The following is a 17,713-nucleotide window of genomic DNA, read 5'->3' as shown; positions in this document are numbered from 1 at the left end:
CCGTTGGGAGCCCTGTATGAGAACGACGGACTGGCCCTAGTGGAAACCGTTGGATGGACCGCGTGTCAATCACCGACTTGCAATTTCAACTCCGCACCATCAGGCAAGTCTTTGATTTTCTGAGCCAGCTCGCCCCTCATCTTCATGCCTTCCGTTGCATCACAAGCGTACAGGTTGTCGGCCTCAAACTTGCCACCCAGTACAAACGGCACTTTTGGCAACAACCTGTAGCCTTGCTCCAATGCGCCATTCTTTGTTTGCCATGCATGGCCCAGTGAATATCCAGTGACATAGTCGTAATCCGCCAGGATCTTGGAGGCCCACTCCTCGAGACTGTCGGCAAAGAATGAGAACTTCGCCGTCTCGGGATCGAAACTCAGAACCTCATTGCCGTAAAGGCAGAACTGAATCCCGAACAAGTCTTCGGCAAAGAACACGATGTCATTGCCATTCAAACCGTATCCCGAGCGCCATAAAGCCGGCGAGTTCCAGGCTTCCAGTGTAACGCCCGTCTCTACGTGTCTGTGGCTAGCCGGCAAGACGTGCAAAGCGCCCGCAAAGGCATAGAAGCCATTCTTGTGCTTCAGCAGCGCTTCAAGCTCAGCCCCTCTGCCCTCTCCTGCCTTGGAAAGAAAGGGCAGTGATGCCATGACCGGGTCACCCAGTGCCTGACTACCGATTGACAGGAGTTTTTCCAGTTTTTCTTTCATCTAATCAACTACCTCAAACCTAACTTGCGTCCCGTTGGCATAAGGCCGACATTGCGCGCCAAAGCAGGATCCCGCTCCTCGGTTGTCAGAGGACGTGATATGGCGAATCGAGGCGCCCGCGCCCCCTTCGGTAAACATCGCTGGGGGGTATTCATCACGATCATGCCCTGGAACGGTATCGACACCTTTGAGCGATTCCCTGCGATTATCCTTCGCCCCCTCTCGATCAATCGTCAGCACGGACGGATGCCCGGCAGCCTGCGCGTCCTCAATGTGCTTGGCAGACTCTGGGTAACGGCTCCTGCTAACCTCGACCACTGGAATGCTGTCATCTAACCCACATGTAGACTTGGGTGTCAAACCAAGTGGATCCACCCATCCGGTAGGGTTAGGGGCGTACTGGTAGAGGTTCAATCCACCGGTAAACCCTATTGGGTCCTGACTGATGAAACGGCCAACCGCCGGATCATAGTAACGGTGTCGATTGTAGTGCAGGCCGGTTTCATGATCGTGGTACTGGCCTTGGAATCGAATTGGATTGCTCAAGCCATTTTGCTTGGCCCAGGCCGAGCGCTCCTCACGAACCTCGCCCCACGCCTTGTACTGCGCGGCCCAGGCCATTTCACCGTCAGGCCCAGTCAGCTCCATCGGTGTGCCAATCCGGTCACACTGGTACCAGGCCAAGGCATCTAACGGCTGGGGCTTAACCTCGCACTGCCACAGGGGATCGTCATCGATGCTGTAGTCACGCTCGCTCCAGTCCGGTTGTCGCAGCAACCGGATCGCTTGCTTGCGCAACGCCTGGGCCACCGGCACAAAGCTGCCCGGTTCATACAGGTAATGCACCGTCCGCCCAGTATCACCCTCATCCTGCGGCGGTGAACTCTCCCAAGCGAGCGTATTGCCATCCCACCCATACAAGGTGTAACCACAGCCCAATTCTCGTTGTCGCTTGGCCCGCTGCGTTTCGTTCCAGCCGCTACCCGCACGTGGATCATCTTGGTGCTTGGCAGTGGAATGCTTGTGCAAACGACGACCCAGGGCGTCGTAGCTGTAAACCACACTAAGCTTGCCATCGTCGTAGCGCGCCAAGCGGTCGAATAGATCCCAGCCTAAGTGGGCATGTTCGCCGTTACGCAAGCGATGGATCAGATTGCCACGTTCGTCGTACTGGTAATGAGTCCCGGCGTATTCACGCAACAGGTTGTCCATCAGCTTGTTACGGCGCAGGTCGCTTTCCAGCGGACGGTTGAGCTGCTGGGTCTTGTCGTTGAGCAAGTTGCCAGCGGGGTCGAAAGCGAAGGTCTCGATACCAAGCCGGCTGGTGGCTTGCAGAAGACGCCCCACAGGATCGTATTGATAGGCCAGGTGGCCACGGCGGGTGTCATGAATATCCGTCAGTTGGCCGACCGCATCGTATTGATACTGCCGCTTGAGCAGCATGGATTGGCCATCTTGGCTTGCCAGCAACTGCTCCTGCAGCCGCCCTGCCGGGTCCCAGGCCTGGGTCTGCATCAACTGGTTGCCCTGATGGCGCACCACTTCACGGTGCAGGTCATCGCGCTCGTAGGCCAGCAACTCATGCTGATCGAGAGTCATGCCCAGCACGTGGCCGCTGCCGTAGGTGAGCACGCTGACCTTGTGCCCATCGGGGCGGATCGTCACGGTGCGCAGGTTCAGCGCGTCGTACTCGTGCTGCCAGACTGCGACCATCGGCACCTCGGTACCGAGGTAATACTGGTGCTCGCGGGTCAGATTGCCCGCCTCGTCGTGGAACCATTGCAGTTTACTGGCGGCGTTGACCGCCTGGACCAGATTGCCGTTGCCATCGTAGGAGAACGACTCTTCCTGACGCTGGCCCGCGAGCATGGCGACCCGCGAAATGACACGCCCCAATGCATCGAAAACGACCTCTGTACGGCGCTGCCCCACTTGAGTACTGGCTAGATTGCCGCTCTCCAGATGGTACTGGTAGCGCGTCACCAAACCATCGAAACCCGTTTTCTCCAGCAAACGGCCGACAGGGTCGTACAGGAAACTCGCCTTGCTTTCGTTCCCGTTTTCCAGCCCCGTCAACCGCCCCAGCTTGTCCCAGCGATAACGCAAGGTGTGCTCGGTCGCATCCACACGTTCACAAAGCAACCCAGCGGCGGTATAGGTCCATGTCGTGCAGCGATCCAGCGCATCCACATGAGCCAACAGGCGGCCTTCGGCATCACGCTCGAAACCTTCTTCGGCGTTGTCCGGGCGAATGACTTTGCACAATTGCCCGGCTCGGTACTCGTAAACGGTCTTGTTGCCCGCTGCATCGGTGAACAACACCATCTGACCGAGGTCATCGTATGCCCACTGGCGGGCCTTGCCCGAGCAATCCGTGTACTCGATCAACTGGTCCGCCGCGTTGTAAGCCAGCTTCTTCTCGTTGCCGTTGGCGTCCTTGATCGCCTTGATCAGGCCCGAAGGGGTGTAGGCGTACTCGGTCTTGTTGCCCAATGGATCGGTGGTCTCGACCAGGTTGCCCTTCTGGTCGTAGTCACGCAGCCACAAGCCGCCTTCGGCGTCGCGAATCTTGATCGGATGACGACGGTCGTCATAGGCGATGTGGACCTGGCTGTGATCGGCGCGGATATGGCGAATGACACTGCCTTGTTCGTCATAGTCGTAGCGGTCTTCGGTGCCATCGGTATGAACGTGACGCACCACCTTCTTGCGCTCGTCACGGAAAATCCATTCCGAGCGTTCATCCGGGTAACGCACACGGTACAGGTGGCCGAGGATGTCGTAGTAGTACCAGGTCTCCTGGCCATGGGCATCGGTGACGTAGGTGAGGCGAATGTTCTCGTCCCACTCCAGGCGGGTGTCGTAGCTGCCGTCATCAGCCCATTCGCGGATGGCCTTGGCGTCGAACGCGCTACCGTCCCACTGCAGGTTCATGCCACGACCAGTACGGTCGGTGTAACGGGTCACCAGGTGATTCTGGTACTGGTAGTGCCGGGCGGCGCCATGCTCGTCCTGGGCGGCGATCAGGTCGCCCTGATCATCGTAATGGTAGGCGCACAGCTGGCGCAGTGGCTGGCCATCGCGCATTTCCCACAGCCCGGTGATATGCCCCTGCTCATCGATCAGCGTACCGAGGTGGCGCAGCACATCCTTCACATCCCCCTGGAAGGTGATGATGTCCGACAGTACCGGACGCCCCTCGTGGTGATGTTCGTAGTGCAGCATGCAGCCCGCGTCGTTCTGCAGCAGGATCTTGCGCAGGTAGTAGCGATCTCCCACACGCAGGTAGTACTCCTTGCGCACGAAGCCACGGCAGATCACCAGCTCGCTTTCGCTGCGACGCACCAAAAGCAGGTCTTCGATGGCGTTGAACAAGGACTTGCCGACCTTGGGCAGTTCGAACTCATGACTACGGCCATCGAAGTCATGGAACAGCAGCCCCTTGCCAACCACGTCGATGCGGGTGGTGAATTCGGTGGCCCAGCGTGCGCCCAGACAGCCCTTGTCGTACTCGGCCAGCCGCGAGTGGTAGATGCGCTGCCACTCAATCGGGAATGCACCGGGCAGACTGAAATCCGTGTGGATGATGAATTCCGAGCCTAAGGCAAAGCTGATACTGCGCTTGGTGGTGGATTTTGGGGTCGGTCTCGGGATAGGGCAGCTGGGCTCTACGGGGCTTGGTGTTTGCTTGGCCTTGGCCTGGGCACTTGAGGCCGCCAGCTCGCCTTTACCTTTCTCACGCGAAACCTGCGTCACCGTCCCCGGCTTGCTCACCCCTGACTGCCCGTTCTTGTTGCGCTTGCGGAAGCCCTTCACCGCCCCGCCCAGCACCGTCAGCATCCAGCCGATGCTCATCTGCGTCGCAGGGTCCGCCAGCTTGGCAAACTGTCGGGCCATCTCCGGTCCCAGCGCGCGTAGTTGACTGGTGTTGGCCAAGACCTTGGCTTTGATCTGATCCGGCAGCAGCTTGCTCGTGGCGCTGTTGGCCAGCCCTTTACCGGCGGCCTTGTAGGCGCTGTGCACCGCACCGAAGAAGTTGCTGAAGGCCGCCTTGGGGTCGTTGAGCAACTTGTCGGCGGCGGCGGACATCTGTTTGCTGGCGGCTGCGCGGTCGCCCTTGGCATCAAGCTGGCCCTTGACCACTTTTTCAAGGCCGGTGGCGATCTCGCTGGTCATCTTGGTGCCCAGCGCACCGGCGTCGGCCAGAATGCTGGCGATCTTCGGTTGGGCCTTGGCTACGAAATCGTCGATGGTCCCGGCGATGGTGGCGTTGAGATGGCCGATCAGCACCTGGATCAGCGAATCGCCCAGTAGCATCTTGGCGCTGTTGCGCAGCTCCTGGCGCACCAGGAACAGGGTCGGGCGCAGGCTCATGCGCGCCGCGGCCATGGTCGGTGGCGCCGGCAGCACGCCGATCAGGTTGATGCCCAGGCTCACCCAGTCGAGCAGCTGGCGGTTCTTGCTCTTGACCAGGGTCACCACGTCGCCCAGGGCGTCGACCAGGGCCATGATGTTGCCCACCACCGGCAGCGCGCCGGCCACGGTCTTGATCCGTTCGAGGGTGACGTAGCCGCCGCTGACCGATTGCAGCCAGGCATCGAAGGCGGCGGCGCCACGGCCGACGTCCTTGGCGTCGATGGTGTTGAGCGGGGCGACGGCGACCTGGGGTTCGCGTTTCTTGGCGTCGGTCATGCCAGCACCTCATGGTTCAGCTTGGCCGGGTTCACCGGGGCGCTGAGCTTGGGCAGGCTCGGCAGTTGCTTGAGCGCGCTGGCGGCCTTGAGCGTGGGCGCGGCGCCGGGCACCACGTTGCTGGCCAGCTGGGCCATGGCGCCGGTGTCGCCGCCGACGGCGGCCTTGACCTGTTGCGCCTTCTGCAAGGCGGCCTGGCCGCTTTTCGCCAGTTGCATGCCCGTGCCGGCCAGGGCCTTGCCCTGTTCCAGCAGGCCGTTGCCGCCGGGGCCCATCAGGCCCTGGGCCATCGATTTTCCTTGTGCCATCGCGTTCTGCATCAGTCCCTTGCCCTTGTCCATGCCTTGCTGTGCCAGTGCCAGGCCCTTGCCCAGCAACCCCTCTGCGCCCTTGCCGCCGCTGAGTACCTCGCCGACCACGGCCTGCTGGCCGGGGGCGATGTCGGCGAAGCTGGGCTTGGGTGGCCAGTCGCCGGCGCCGAAGTGGCTGCCCTCGGCCCAGGTGTCGGCCGGGTCCAGGCCGAAGTCGACCCACAGCGGGCCGGCGGCGGCGCCGCTGGCCTGGTTGAAACCGTTGCCGTCGAGCTTGCCCTTGATCGATTTGCCCAGGGCGTCGATGACGTCGTAGTCGCCGGTCTTCACGCCCTTGCTGTTGGCGTACTGGTACAGCAGCTCCAGGTCGCCCTTGCCGGGTTTCGGTGGTTCGGGGAAGGTGCCGGCCTTGCTGGCGGCGCCGATGTGGGCGAACTGCGCGGCGTGGGCGGTGTAGTTGGCGCTGGTGACGTGGGTGATGCCACCGGCGTTGTAGGTGGTGGCGCTGCCGCCGCCCTGGATCACCAGCTCGGTCTTGGCGGTGAGCACGATGCGGTCGGCGTTGGCGGTGATGTCGAGCTTGGCCAGCAGGTTGATGTTGTCCTTGAGGGCGCGGATGTCGATGTCGCCGGAGGCCGACACCAGCTTCCAGCCCAGGCTCTGCACGAACAGGCGCATGCCCTGGCTGGCGCTGGCCAGCAGGCGCTTGCCGATCGACAGGCTGGTGTGGCCGGTGCTGCTCAGGGCCAAGTGTTCGCCGGTGGACAGGTGTGCCGGGCCGGGGGTGGTCAGGGCAATGCCGGCCGGGCTCGACAGCACCAAGTGCGGCTGGGCGAATTCGGGGAATTCGTTGGCGCTCTGGTTGACCGGGCCGCTGCCGAGGATGCCCTGGTGCTGCTCGTGCAGGCGCTTGGCCACGGCGTCCTGGTCGCCGGGCTCCTGAGCCTGCATCTGCTTGGCCAGTTCGGCCAGGCTGTCCTGCTGCTCGCTGGCGGTGGCCAGGCGTTCGGCGGTTTCGGGCAGGTCCTTGTGATGCTTGGCTTCGTTGGCGCGGGGCTCGGTGGTGATCAGCAGGCCACCGGCGGCGCGCACGGCGCCGTGGCGGTCGGTGCGCAGCTCGAAGCCTTCACCGCGTGGGGCGCCGCCCGATGGACGTGGATGGGTGAGATAACCGAGGTTCAGCGCACTGGCGCCGTGGTCGCTGCGCAGGGCGATGCTGATTTCGCTGGTGGTGTCGTCGATGCGCAGTTCGTTGTTGCGGCTGCCCTTGTATTCCTTGCTCTTGATCGTGGCCAGGGTCTTCAGGTCGGGCAGCTTGTAGTGCGGCATGTTCACGCCGTGGTACAGGCAGCCGGTCACCAGGGGCTGGTCGGGGTCACCTTCGAGGAAGCTGACCAGCACTTCCATGCCGACCCGGGGCAGCTGCAGGCTGGCGATGCCCTGCCCGGCCCAGCCGGAGGCCACGCGCATCCACACGCTGGACTTGTCGTCCGAGCGGCCTTCGCGGTCCCAGAAGAACTGCACCTTGATGCGGCCGTATTCGTCGCAGTAGATCTCTTCGCCGGCCGGGCCGCTGACCACGGCGCGCTGGGTGCCGAGGATGCGTGGCTTGGGGTGCTCGAGGGGGGGGCGGTAGGTGGCGTCCCACGGGGTGGCGCTGAAGAAATTGCGGTAGCCCTGCTGGAAGCCGTCGTACTTGGCGTCGACGTCGCTGGTGATGACTTCTTCCAGCACCTGGGGCTGGCGGCCCTGGTGCTGCACCTCGGTGAGCAGCCAGAGGTCGTTCCAGGCGGCGTTGGGGTGCGCGCTGAGGGTCAGGAAATGCCCGCTGGCCAGCAACGGCTGGTCGCTGCGCCCTTCGGCCAGGCGGAAGTCGCTGCGGTGGCGCTCCAGGGCGCGGGTGGCCAGGTGCTTGCCGCGGGCGCGGTCGAGGAAGCGCCCGGGGTAGTCGTAGTCTTCGAGCTCGGGCTCGGCGTGGCTGACCGACTCGCCTTCGAGCTGGATCAGCGGTTTCTTGAAGTCGTAGTCGCGGCGGGTGACGCTGCTGGTGCGGGTCTCCACGCGCAGGCCGAAGCGCTTGATCATCGGCGTGTCGGCCACCAGCCCGGCGTCCTGCTGGTAGGCCACCGGGGCCAGCTTGCGGAACACGGTCTGGTCGTCGCCGAACACCAGTTGGTGGCCGTCGGCGCTGTGGCGGAAGTGGTAGTGGATGCCTTCTTCTTCGCACAGGCGCTGGACGAACTGCAGGTTGGACTCGTCGTACTGCACGCAGTACTCACGCTCCGGGTACACGGCGCCCAGCTGGAACTGGTAGGCGTTGGCGAGGATGCCGTGCTCCTCCAGCACCTGGGCGATGATCTTCGGCACGTTCATCTGTTGGAACATGCGCTGGTTGATGCGGTGGGCCAGGTAGGCCAGTTGCGGGCGCAGGGTGACCTGGTAACGGGTCAGGCGCTTGCCGGCCTCGCCTTGCGCGGCGCGGTAGATCAGGCCGTGCAGGCCGCGGCCGTCGTCACCGAGCTGGAGGAACGCGGGCTTGTGCAGCAGGCTTTCCAGGTCCCGCGAGGGGTGCTCGCTGACCAGTTCCAGGTCGATGGCGTACACCTGGCTGATGGCTTCGCTGCCGTCGAAGGCGAGTACCTGGAAGTCGTGCTCCAGGCCGTCGATGTGCAAGCTGAAATGGGTCTGGTCGGCGGCGGCAAACATCCTTGTCCCTCTTTCTTGGGTGGTGGAACGACCTCGGGATCGGGCGCCGCTCATGCGGCGCATCGCGGATAAATCCGCTCCTACAGGCAAGCGGCAGCCGAAACATCGCGTCGGGCCAATCAGGCGGGCAACCATGGCCTCACAGGTGTGGCACGTTGCAACCGCTGTAGGAGCGGATTCATCCGCGATGCGCCGCGCGGGCGGCGCTCGATCTCATGGGCGATGCAACGCTAGCGTCGATCGCCCAGAGCCCCCAGGCCTTAGCCTGCGACCGGCGCGCGCCAGTCGTCGGAACCGGAAGTACCGGACACTTCGTGGGTCCAGGTGATCTTGCGGTAGGTGAAGTACACGTCTTCCAGGTGGGTGAAGTGGGCGTTGGCCGGGTCCTGGCAGTTGTGCATGTAGTCCTTGATGTCGACGATGATCGCGTCTTCCAGGACGGTGGTGTAGTAGTGCTCTTGGGTGCCCTGGGCCGAGGTGCGGTACCACTTGATCTCGACCTTGGTCATGCGCTCGCCCGAGGTCAGGGCGGCCAGCAGCAGCGGCGAGGCCTTGTCGAAGACCTTGGTGATCTTCACCGGCTTGTGCACGCGCTGGCCGGTCGGTTGGCCGGACTGCGGGTCACGCGGGATGATCACTTCGTGTTCGAAGCCCTGGACCATGACCTGGTCTTCGTGGCCTTCCTGGTAGGTGTTGCCCACCGAGTCGGCGGTGAAGGCGCCAGCGGTGATCAGACCTTGTTTTTCGCCGGTGACGGCCATGTAGGCGGGAGTTGCCATGTGTCGCTCTCCTTGCTTGGAAAATAGTCGCCGGGTGGCAGGAATTTGCCACCTCGGGGCGACTAGGTAATACAAACGGCGTGCCAGTTTTTATTTATCCATCAAAATCAGATACTTACAAAGTATGCACATCCATTTGAGTGTCTTTTTCAACCTGAGCCATTCAAAAGTTGCGCAACTTCTTGCGCAGTGGTGGCAAAAAGTTGCGCAGTCGTCTGTACATGACGAGTACCAAGGCCTGCATCGAACTATCCACACACTTATCCACATTTGAGTGCGCAACTTCTTGCGCAGTTGACTGAGAAGTCAAAAACCAAAAACAGTGGAACCAATAGCGTTGTATTGATTAGGCCGGCCTCTTCGCCAGCAAGCTGGCTCCTACAGGTACGGTGCTGGTTCTGGGTACCCGTAGGAGCCGGCTTGCCGGCGAACACCGGCGAAGCCGGTGCCATGCTCCGTATCGAACCCATGCCAACCGTGGGTTACTCACTTGCCGAACCTTGACCAGAAGCCGCGCGCGGCAAAGGCATCGCGCAGCTGCGCGGCGCCGATGCTGCGCTGCCCGGGGTCGAAGGTCAGCGCCGTGCGCAACGCCGCCCAGGCCTTGGCCGGCATGTTCTCCGGCACCCGCAGCGCATGCTGCAGACCCTGCTCGCGGGCCTTGAGCGACAGCACGCGGTCGAACGGGTGACGGCCGGTGACCAGTTCGTACAGCACGCAGGCCACCGCATACAGGTCGCTGGCGGTGCTCGGGGTGCCGCCTTCGAACAGCTCCGGCGCGGCATAAGCCGGGGTCCAGGCCTCGAAGCGGCCATGGCTCAGGTGCGGCAGACCGGCCAGCGGGCCTTCCAGGGCCATGCCCAAGCCGAAGTCGAACAGGCGCAGGCCGTCGTCGGTGAGCATCACGTTGCTGGGCTTGAGGTCGCCATGCACCACGCCCTGGCCGTGCACGCAGGCGAGCACATCGAGCAACGGCACGGCGATCTCGCGCACCTGCTCCCAGGCCAGGCCCATCGGCTGGTCGCAGAGCAGGCGGTCGAGGGAGGTACCGCGCATCAGCTCCATGGTGATAAAGCCACGGTCGCTCTCCGGGTCGACGGCGAAGCCCTGCAGGCGTACCAAGTTGGGGTGGCGCAGGCGGCTGGTGAGGGCGTACTCGTTGAACAGCAGGGCGTTGGCGTCCGGGGCGGTGGCCAACTGGTCGCTCATCAGTTTCAGCGCCAGCAGCGGCTGCGGGTCGCCGAAGCGCTCCTGCAGCAGATCGCGGGCGCGGTACACCCGGCCCATGCCGCCTGCGCCGAGCAGGCGCTCCAGGCGGTAGCGCCCGGCGAGCACGTCGGGCAACGGTGGCAGCGCCCGCGCCGGGGTGGCGGCCGGGGCCTGCGCGGTGGGCGCCCGCCCCTTGCCACGCCGTTTGCGCCGGCCCTTGCCGGTGCGGGCAGGCTCGGGCGCGGTGGCCTGGTTGAATGCGAAATAGGTCGACTCACTGTCCTGCTCGAGTGCGTCGAGCACATCCAGCGCGTCGCCGCTGCCAAGGTTCATCGGTGGATCACCACTGCGGTCAGGTTGTCTTTCGCCGAGCCGCCCAGGGCGGTTTCGAACAGGCGTTGCAGGGCCTCGCCAGGCGAGCCCAGGTCCAGCGCGTGGCCCAGGCCACCGCTCTCCACACCGTCATACAAGCCATCACTGCACAGCAGGAACACATCACCCGGGCGCGCCTCGAATTCCAGCACTTCAAGGGTCAGGCTGGCGCTGGCGCCCACGGCGCGGGTCAAGGCCCGCGCCGAGGGGTGCACGCGGGCCTGCTCGGCGCTCATACGTTCCTTGTCGATCAATTGCTGCTGCAGCGAATGGTCGCGAGTCAGTTGGTACAACCGCTGGCCGCGCCACAGGTAGCAGCGACTGTCGCCCGCCCACACGCAGGCGCCACGGCGACCTTCGAGCAGCAGGGTGACCACGGTGCTGCCAATGATTCGCGCCTGGCCTTCGACGCTCACGGTGAGTTCCTGGCCGAGCCGCCGGTTGATCCAGTGCAGGCATTGGCGCACGGCGACCACGCGCTCGTCGAACGTGCTGCTGGCCGGCAGTTCGGCCAGGCTCTCGACGATCATCTGGCTGGCGACATCGCCGGCCTCGTGACCGCCCATGCCATCGGCGACTGCCCACAGCCCCTGCTGCGGGCAGTCAAGAAAGGCGTCCTCGTTACGCGCACGGACCTTGCCCGGGTCGGTGCGCGCCGCGCTGCGCCAGGGGGTGGCAGGCTGCATCACAGCTCCCCTGGCAGGCGGAAGCCGCGCAGCACGTTCATGTCGAACGGGTTCGGCGCACGCTGGCTGGTCAGCAGGTAGTTGGCGCGCATGCCGCCGACGTTGGCCTTGAGCACCATGGTGTCGCGGCCCTTGAGGTACTCGGTCTGCATCAGGTCGAGCAGGCGGAACAGCGACCACGGGCCACCGTTCTTCTCCAGCGCCATGGGGCGGCCGTTGAGCTGCTCCAGGGTCAGGCTGCTGTTGCCGTCCTGGGCTTCGGTCGGCCACTTCAGGCTGGTGGAGACGATCGGGCCGTGGCGGTAGTCGATCACCGTGTCGCCGAAGCGGAACTCGGCGCGGCTCACCGACGGGTCGAGGGTGTACGGCTCGAGTTTGAACTGCACCTGCGGCTCTTCCGGGTTCTGCGCGAAGAAGCTCTGGCGGATGGTCTGGGCCGCGCCCATCTGCTCCAGGTACGCCCTGGCCATCGGCAGGCTCTGGCCATCAAGGCTGCGCAGGCGGAAGGTGCCGGCTTCACCGCTGACGAACGGGCGCATGTAGGTGTCGAAGAAGCGGTCCGCCACGCCCTGGGCCTTGAAGAAGTCGCGGAAGTCGCTGATCGCCACGTCGCTGGTGCCATGGGCGTTGAACGGATAGCGCGACTCGATGGCACGGCCGTAGAAGCTGTACAACTCGCTCTGGTAGCGCTGGTTGAGGTAGCTGTAGGTGTCGTTGAGCACCATGCGCCAGATGTCGTCGGACAGCAGGTTGAACCAGCCGGCTACCGGCCGTGGCAGGCGCGCGGTGCCGTTACGCAGGCTGCTCAGGGCATCGCGCTGGCCCGACATGCGCGCCTTGGCCATCTGGTACGAGGCTTCCTCGGCCTGGTTGGAACGGGCCAGGCCGGCCATCTGCTGCTGCAGGTCGTTGAGCGCCTGCATGGTCGGCGCCAGGTCGGGGCCCGGGCCGTTGTTATCGTCGAGCAACCGGTGCAGCGGCTCGAAGCGCCGTTGCAGGGCCATGCGCGCAGTGTCTGGCAGCGGTTTCTTGGCCAGGGCATCGCGGGCCTTGTCGGCCACGGCGCCGGCCACTGCCGCGCCGCCCTTGCCGAGCTTCTTGGCCGCGGCTTTGCCAGCCGCGGCCTCGGCCGCCTGGTTGCCTTCGTCCGGGGTTTCCGCCAGCACCGGGAAGCGGGTGTTCTCGCGCACCTCGGTGAGCAGCAACAGCAGCGGCGAGTTGGCGGCGGTCAGCGCCGACAGCTGGTCGGCGCTTTCGCCCGCGTCGTTGAACGGGATCAGGCCGACCTGGTTGATCGCCTCGCCCCAGTAGTTGGCGTAGTCGCGGAAGTACAGCTGCTCCAGCTCGACCATCAGCCGGCGCATGTCCATGTCACTGATGCCGCTGCCCTCGCCCAGCACCCAGTTGTCGCGCAGGATGTCGTTGACCAGGTTGGCGCCCTGCACCGAGAAATACTGCTGGTAACCCTGGGAGGTGTAGAAGCCGGGGATCGGGTAGTCGATGCCGACGAACTGGCTGGCCTGCGGCCCGAGCTGCTGGCTCAGGCGGTACTCCGGCAGGCTGCGGGCTTGTTCGCGCAGCACCCGGTAGACCACGCTGGCCAGGGATTCGGCGCGCAGCACTTGGCGCGCCTGGGCCACCAGGGCGTCGTTGAGCGGATAGGCGAACGGCTGCTCGAGCAGGCGCCCGAAGTGAGCGTTCAGGCCTTCCTGCACGGCGGTGTTGCCGGGGTACTGCTGCGACCATCCGGCCGCCACCCAGTCTTTGAGCCAGCCCTGGTCGCGGCGGTCGGGCATGCCAAGCATCAGGTAGGCGCGCAGGCTGTTGAGCAGCCGCTCGCGGCTCTTCAGGTTGCCGCGGATCTGCCCTTCGACCATCTGCGCCACCCGTGGCAACAGGAGGGTTTCCAGCTCGCGCTGGTAGGCCGGCTGCAGCACCTCGTTGGCCAGCACGCCCTGGTACAGGCCACCGCGGTGCAGCCACGAAGCGTCGCCACGCTCAGGGAACACGCGCGAAGCCTGCCAGGCGGTGTCCAGCGGCTTGAGCGCGGCCAGGGCGTCGTCGCGGACACCCAGGCCGACGTGTTGGCGGTGCCATTGCTGGCCCAGCTCACGCACCTGTTCCAGGCGTTCATGGTTGCCGGAGAAACTGCCGGCCCAGAGCACGCCGAACAGCGCCAGCGCCGCGAGGGCGCCGAGGTAGACGGCACGCTGGCCCCAATGGATGCGCCGGCGTTCGCGCTGGTCGAGGCCGGCCAGGTCGTACTCGGGGAAGATCACCCGGCTGAACAGTTGCAGGATGAAACGCGAGCGCCCCTGTGGCGCGCCACGCCCGGGCTGGCCAGGGTGGAAGCCGTTATCGCTGTCCACCTGCGGCGCCTGGTGCGGCGCGCTGGTCAGGTAGAAGCCGCGCAGCTGGCTGGCGCGCTGGTAGCGGTTGCCGGTAAAGGCGGCGTCGACGAACAGGCACAGCTGGTCGCCAATGCGCCCCAGTTGGTGCGGGAAGTCGAGGATCCGCGCCCGGCGCAGGGTGTTGCGCTCGTGGTGCATGCGCTGGGTGACCTGGTCACCGAGGCGTTGCAGCAGGCCCTGGAATTCCTTGGCCAGCAGCTCGGTGTCGGCGCCGTTCTGGCCCTTGCCGAAGGTGATGCCGAACACCTGTTCGTTCTCTTCGCGCGACTGCTGGTCGAAGAAGGCGTCGAAGCCTTGCAGGCGGTCGGTCTTGCTCAGCACCAGGTACACCGGCACCTCGACGTGCAGGCGCTGGCGCAGCTCCTGCAAGCGCGAGCGGACTTTCTGCGCCAGGTCGTTGACCGCGGCCTCACCGCCGAGCAGCGTGTCCAGCGGCACGGTGACCACCACGCCGTTGAGCGGGCGGTTGCGCCGACGCAGGCGCAGTTGGTCGAGCATCACCCGCCAGGCGTTACCGTCGATCTCGCTGTCGGACTGGTTGAGGAAACGCCCGGCGGTATCCACCAGCACGGCTTGCTCGGCGAAGTAGAAGTCGCAGAAATCGCCATTGGACGGATCACGGGCGAGCTTGCGCTCCAGCGCGTTGATCGGGAACTCCAGGCCCGAATGGTCGATCAGGCTGGTCTTGCCCGCGCCCTGCGGACCAAGCACCAGGTACCAAGGCAGGTCACGGCGCCAGCGCTCGCTGCGGCCACCGTAGAGGCTCGAATGCTTGAGGGTGGACAAGGCGTGCTTGAAGCGGGCCTTGATCTCCTTGCCCTCCTCTTCCTTGCGCTCCTCGCGCTCCAGGCGCTCGCGACCGTCCTCGCTCTCCAGTTCCGCCTGCTTGCGGTTGTTGGCGCGCCAGCTGGCGAACACCATCCACAGCCCCCACAGCAGGAACAGCACGCTGATAGTCAGCAGGCGCGCCGCGGCGTCTTCCCAGAACTTGTTGTCGGCCACCGCCAGCAGCGGCCCGGCGAACCACACCAGCAAGGCCAGGGCCAGCACCAGCAAAAGGCTCCAGACCCAGGTCTTGGCGAGGAAAGCGCCGACTTTCTTGAAAAAATTCTTCATCACAGGTCCTTGTGTCACGGCCGCGTTTGGGCCGCAGGCTGCTCAAGCGTCTGGAAGGGTTGCAGGACGGTCGCGCGCTGTTCCCCCAGCACCCAGGCGAAACCGGAATACATCACCACCAGGCACACCAGGGTGAACAGCGCCACGCTCCACCACGGCACGATGCGCACCGGGCTGTTGCGCAACTGGTCCAGGCCTTCCCAGCGCGGCGACAGCTCACGCGGCACATCGCCACGCAGCTGACGGATCTGCCGGAACAGCGCGTCGCGAATGCCTTCCAGCTCGGACATACCGCGGTCGATGACCCGGTACTTGCCCTCGAAGCCCAGCGACAGGCACAGGTACATCAGTTCGAGCATCGGCAGGTGCTTGACCGGGTTCTTCGACATGCGGTCGAGCAACGCGAAGAACTTCTCGCCACCGAACGTCTCGTTGTGGAAGGCGCTGAGCAGGCTCATCTGCGACCACTGGCTCTCGTTGCCCCAGGGCGTGGTGACCACGGCCTCGTCGACCACGGTGCACAGCAGGTAGCGGGCCACGGTGACCTGGCTGTTCTCCACGCCCTCGCAGTGGGTGCGGGCCTCGAAGGCGCGGATGCAGCCGCTCAGTCGCTCCTTGAGGTTGGCCAGGTCCTCGGCGGTTTCGCTGTGCTTGAGCCGCACCACTTCCGAGAGCAGCTCGCCGGCGGCGGCCACCAGTGGGTTGAGGCCGACGCTGAAGCTGCCGCTGGAAGGCAGGCGCGCCGAATAGACCACGCGCTGCTCCAGCGGCTCGGCCCGCGCCGAACCGCCCAGGGCGGTGAGCGCCTGCCCTTCCGGAGCCGAGCCATCCTGGTTGAACAGGACGGTCTTGTCGTCCTGGGGGGTATCCATGTCCATGCTCATGCTCAGTTCCTGATGGCCCAGAATTTCAGTTCGAGATCGGAGAACTCACTGGTGACGTGGAAGGCGAAGCCACCAGAGCCATCCATCTTGGCGCGGTCGGCGGCGTCGAGTTCGACGATGAAGTAGGTCTTGTTGGCGTGGAACGGGATCTGCCGCGGCGCCACCGGCAACGGTTTGACCTTGAGCCCCGGCAGGTGCAGGTTGACCAGTTGGCGAATGCGTTCCACCGGGCCGACCTTCAGGTGCGACGGCAGGCGCTGGCGCAACTCTTCGGACTCGCAGTTGGCGCTGGCCGCCAGCACGAACGAAGCGGTGGTGAGCAGGCCCGGGTCGTGCAGCGGCGAGACCAGGATGCCGTACTGGCGCTGCTGCAGTTCCAGCTCGATGGCGTGCTGCTCGAGCACCATCGACAGCACCTGGCGGATCGACTCCATCAGCTTGCGGAAGCTCGCGCCCTGGTCGCTGTGCTGGTAACGGGCGTCCAGGCGCGGGCGCTTGGTGTCGCTGGAGAAGGTCGACAGGTCACCCAGCATGATCAGGAAGGTGCGGTACAGCTCTTCGGGGTGCACCTGCTCCAGGCTCAGGTAATGGCGCAGCAGCAGTTCGGTACGGTTGATCAACTGCAGCATCATGAAGTCGCCGACCTCGGCGCCACCGACCTTGCCGTTGGAGCGGATGCGCTCGGCCAGGGTGTCGCCACGCAGCGCCAGCATGCTGATGACCTCCTTCAGGCACGACAGCAGGTACACCGAGGAGTGGGTGCGGATGAAGGTCGGCACGAAATCCGGGTCGAGGCTGATGACCCCGTCAGGCGAGGTGTCAAGGATCTCGCAGACCTTGAGCTTCACGTAGGCCTGGTCGGTCTGCTGCTCGCCCAGCAGCAGGCGGAAGTCGGGGCGCGCGCAGTTGATCTGGCTGCTGTTGTCGTCGCCGGCGTTTGAGTCGGACACCTCCACCTCGTAGGTGGTGTAGCGGGTCAGCACGTCGGACTGCTCGGGGCGACGCGCCTCGATGTGGTTGCCGGTGACCAGCGGCAGGGCCATGAAGATCGGCGTGGCGCCGGTGTTCGGCGGCACGTCCAGGGCCAGCGGCTCGCTGCTGCCGTCGAGTTCGAACAGGCTGCCGTCGGGCAGGATGCCGGCGGCGCGGCTGATCACCAGCTTGCCCATGTTGAGGAACTGCAGGTCGATTTCCAGGTTGATGAAACCCCAGGTGTAGGTGCCCAGCAGCTGGGTGCGGGTCTTCATCTGGCTGTCGTAGTAGCGGTCGTTGTGCTGGAAATGCTGGGGACGCAACAGCATCCCCTCCTGCCAGACTACCTTGTGCACATTCATGGGCGCTCACCCGCTTGTGCCACTGCCGGCACGCCATTGTGGATACCGGCCTGGTCCAGGTAGAAATTGGCGGTCACACGCTCGCCGGCGCGGATCGCCTGGACCCGGCGCCACTGCGCCTGGTCCAGGTCGCGGTAGGCGGCCATGATGCCGACGAAGCGGCTGTCGGGGTCGATGCTGAGCTTGAGGGTCAGGGTCTCGCCCGGACGCAGCTCATGCTCCTCGCTAGCCACCATGTCGGGCGACAGGGCCTCTTTCGGGCGCTGGTAGAGGCTGAAGAAATCGGTGGTTTCGAAGGCCACCGGGTGCTTGAGTTCGAACAGGCGGACCACCACCGGCGACGGCCGGCCATTGATGTCCAGGTTGAGCTGGTCGGTGGCGGTCAGCGTAAGGTCGAGCTTGGTCATGTGCGAATACGGCGACAGGGCGCTGCAGCCGGCCAGCCAGGACAAGGTGGCCAGGGCCCACGTCGCCCTGAGCATCGTGCGGGTGATGCGAGTCAT

The 17,713-nt window shown here is 64.7% G+C and carries 10 protein-coding genes; all 10 read right to left on the bottom strand.

The genetic code is table 11. The features are described from left to right. Window positions 1-65: 65 nt before the first annotated feature. The 10 genes from IM733_RS21950 to tssJ all read right to left on the bottom strand — a co-directional run bounded on the left by IM733_RS21950 (window position 66) and on the right by tssJ (window position 17,713). Window positions 66-710: an SMI1/KNR4 family protein gene (locus IM733_RS21950; RefSeq protein WP_248918438.1), complete on the bottom strand. Its 645-nt coding sequence runs from the start codon at window positions 708-710 to the stop codon at window positions 66-68. Continuing rightward, window positions 711-5,402, bottom strand: a complete 4,692-nt coding sequence (locus IM733_RS21945; protein ID WP_248918437.1) for an RHS repeat-associated core domain-containing protein — start codon at window positions 5,400-5,402, stop codon at window positions 711-713. Further along, window positions 5,399-8,419 carry a type VI secretion system tip protein VgrG gene (locus IM733_RS21940; protein WP_248918436.1) on the bottom strand — a complete coding sequence of 1,007 codons (3,021 nt, stop codon included), beginning with the start codon at window positions 8,417-8,419 and terminating at the stop codon, window positions 5,399-5,401. The genes IM733_RS21945 and IM733_RS21940 overlap by 4 nt, the downstream gene beginning before the upstream one ends. Before the next feature lie 260 nt (window positions 8,420-8,679). After that, window positions 8,680-9,198: an Hcp family type VI secretion system effector gene (locus IM733_RS21935; RefSeq protein ID WP_011531920.1), complete on the bottom strand. Its 519-nt coding sequence runs from the start codon at window positions 9,196-9,198 to the stop codon at window positions 8,680-8,682. A 486-nt stretch (window positions 9,199-9,684) separates the two neighbouring features. Beyond that, a complete protein-coding gene (locus IM733_RS21930; protein ID WP_248918435.1) occupies window positions 9,685-10,740 on the bottom strand; it encodes a serine/threonine-protein kinase in 1,056 nt (351 codons plus the stop codon). Beyond that, window positions 10,737-11,465: a PP2C family protein-serine/threonine phosphatase gene (locus IM733_RS21925; protein ID WP_248918434.1), complete on the bottom strand. Its 729-nt coding sequence runs from the start codon at window positions 11,463-11,465 to the stop codon at window positions 10,737-10,739. The genes IM733_RS21930 and IM733_RS21925 overlap by 4 nt, the downstream gene beginning before the upstream one ends. Beyond that, the gene (gene tssM / locus IM733_RS21920; RefSeq protein ID WP_248918433.1) at window positions 11,465-14,992 is read right to left on the bottom strand and encodes a type VI secretion system membrane subunit TssM; all 3,528 of its coding nucleotides are present in this window, start codon (window positions 14,990-14,992) and stop codon (window positions 11,465-11,467) included. The genes IM733_RS21925 and tssM overlap by 1 nt, the downstream gene beginning before the upstream one ends. A 14-nt stretch (window positions 14,993-15,006) precedes the next feature. After that, window positions 15,007-15,876, bottom strand: a complete 870-nt coding sequence (icmH, locus tag IM733_RS21915) for a type IVB secretion system protein IcmH/DotU (protein WP_248918432.1) — start codon at window positions 15,874-15,876, stop codon at window positions 15,007-15,009. A 2-nt stretch (window positions 15,877-15,878) separates the two neighbouring features. Next, complete coding sequence (gene tssK / locus IM733_RS21910; protein WP_011531915.1) at window positions 15,879-17,210, bottom strand: type VI secretion system baseplate subunit TssK; 1,332 nt, start codon at window positions 17,208-17,210, stop codon at window positions 15,879-15,881. Next, entirely contained in the window at window positions 17,207-17,713 is a 507-nt protein-coding gene (gene tssJ, locus IM733_RS21905; RefSeq protein WP_011531914.1) for a type VI secretion system lipoprotein TssJ, read from the bottom strand. The genes tssK and tssJ overlap by 4 nt, the downstream gene beginning before the upstream one ends.

Source organism: Pseudomonas entomophila, assembly GCF_023277925.1.
Lineage (GTDB): Bacteria > Pseudomonadota > Gammaproteobacteria > Pseudomonadales > Pseudomonadaceae > Aquipseudomonas > Aquipseudomonas entomophila_D.
The sequence above is the reverse complement of the archived record's forward strand: the minus strand, read 5'-3'. Positions and strand labels throughout refer to the sequence as shown.

Bases quoted from the DNA above. Each gene is read 5' to 3' on its own strand.
- IM733_RS21925 (WP_248918434.1), bottom strand. From the start codon at position 11,465: ATGCAGCCTGCCACCCCCTGGCGCAGCGCGGCGCGCACCGACCCGGGC.
- icmH (WP_248918432.1), bottom strand. From the start codon at position 15,876: ATGAGCATGGACATGGATACCCCCCAGGACGACAAGACCGTCCTGTTC.
- IM733_RS21935 (WP_011531920.1), bottom strand. From the start codon at position 9,198: ATGGCAACTCCCGCCTACATGGCCGTCACCGGCGAAAAACAAGGTCTG.
- tssK (WP_011531915.1), bottom strand. From the start codon at position 17,210: ATGAATGTGCACAAGGTAGTCTGGCAGGAGGGGATGCTGTTGCGTCCC.
- IM733_RS21950 (WP_248918438.1), bottom strand. From the start codon at position 710: ATGAAAGAAAAACTGGAAAAACTCCTGTCAATCGGTAGTCAGGCACTG.
- tssJ (WP_011531914.1), bottom strand. From the start codon at position 17,713: ATGACTCGCATCACCCGCACGATGCTCAGGGCGACGTGGGCCCTGGCC.
- tssM (WP_248918433.1), bottom strand. From the start codon at position 14,992: ATGAAGAATTTTTTCAAGAAAGTCGGCGCTTTCCTCGCCAAGACCTGG.
- IM733_RS21945 (WP_248918437.1), bottom strand. From the start codon at position 5,402: ATGACCGACGCCAAGAAACGCGAACCCCAGGTCGCCGTCGCCCCGCTC.
- IM733_RS21930 (WP_248918435.1), bottom strand. From the start codon at position 10,740: ATGAACCTTGGCAGCGGCGACGCGCTGGATGTGCTCGACGCACTCGAG.
- IM733_RS21940 (WP_248918436.1), bottom strand. From the start codon at position 8,419: ATGTTTGCCGCCGCCGACCAGACCCATTTCAGCTTGCACATCGACGGC.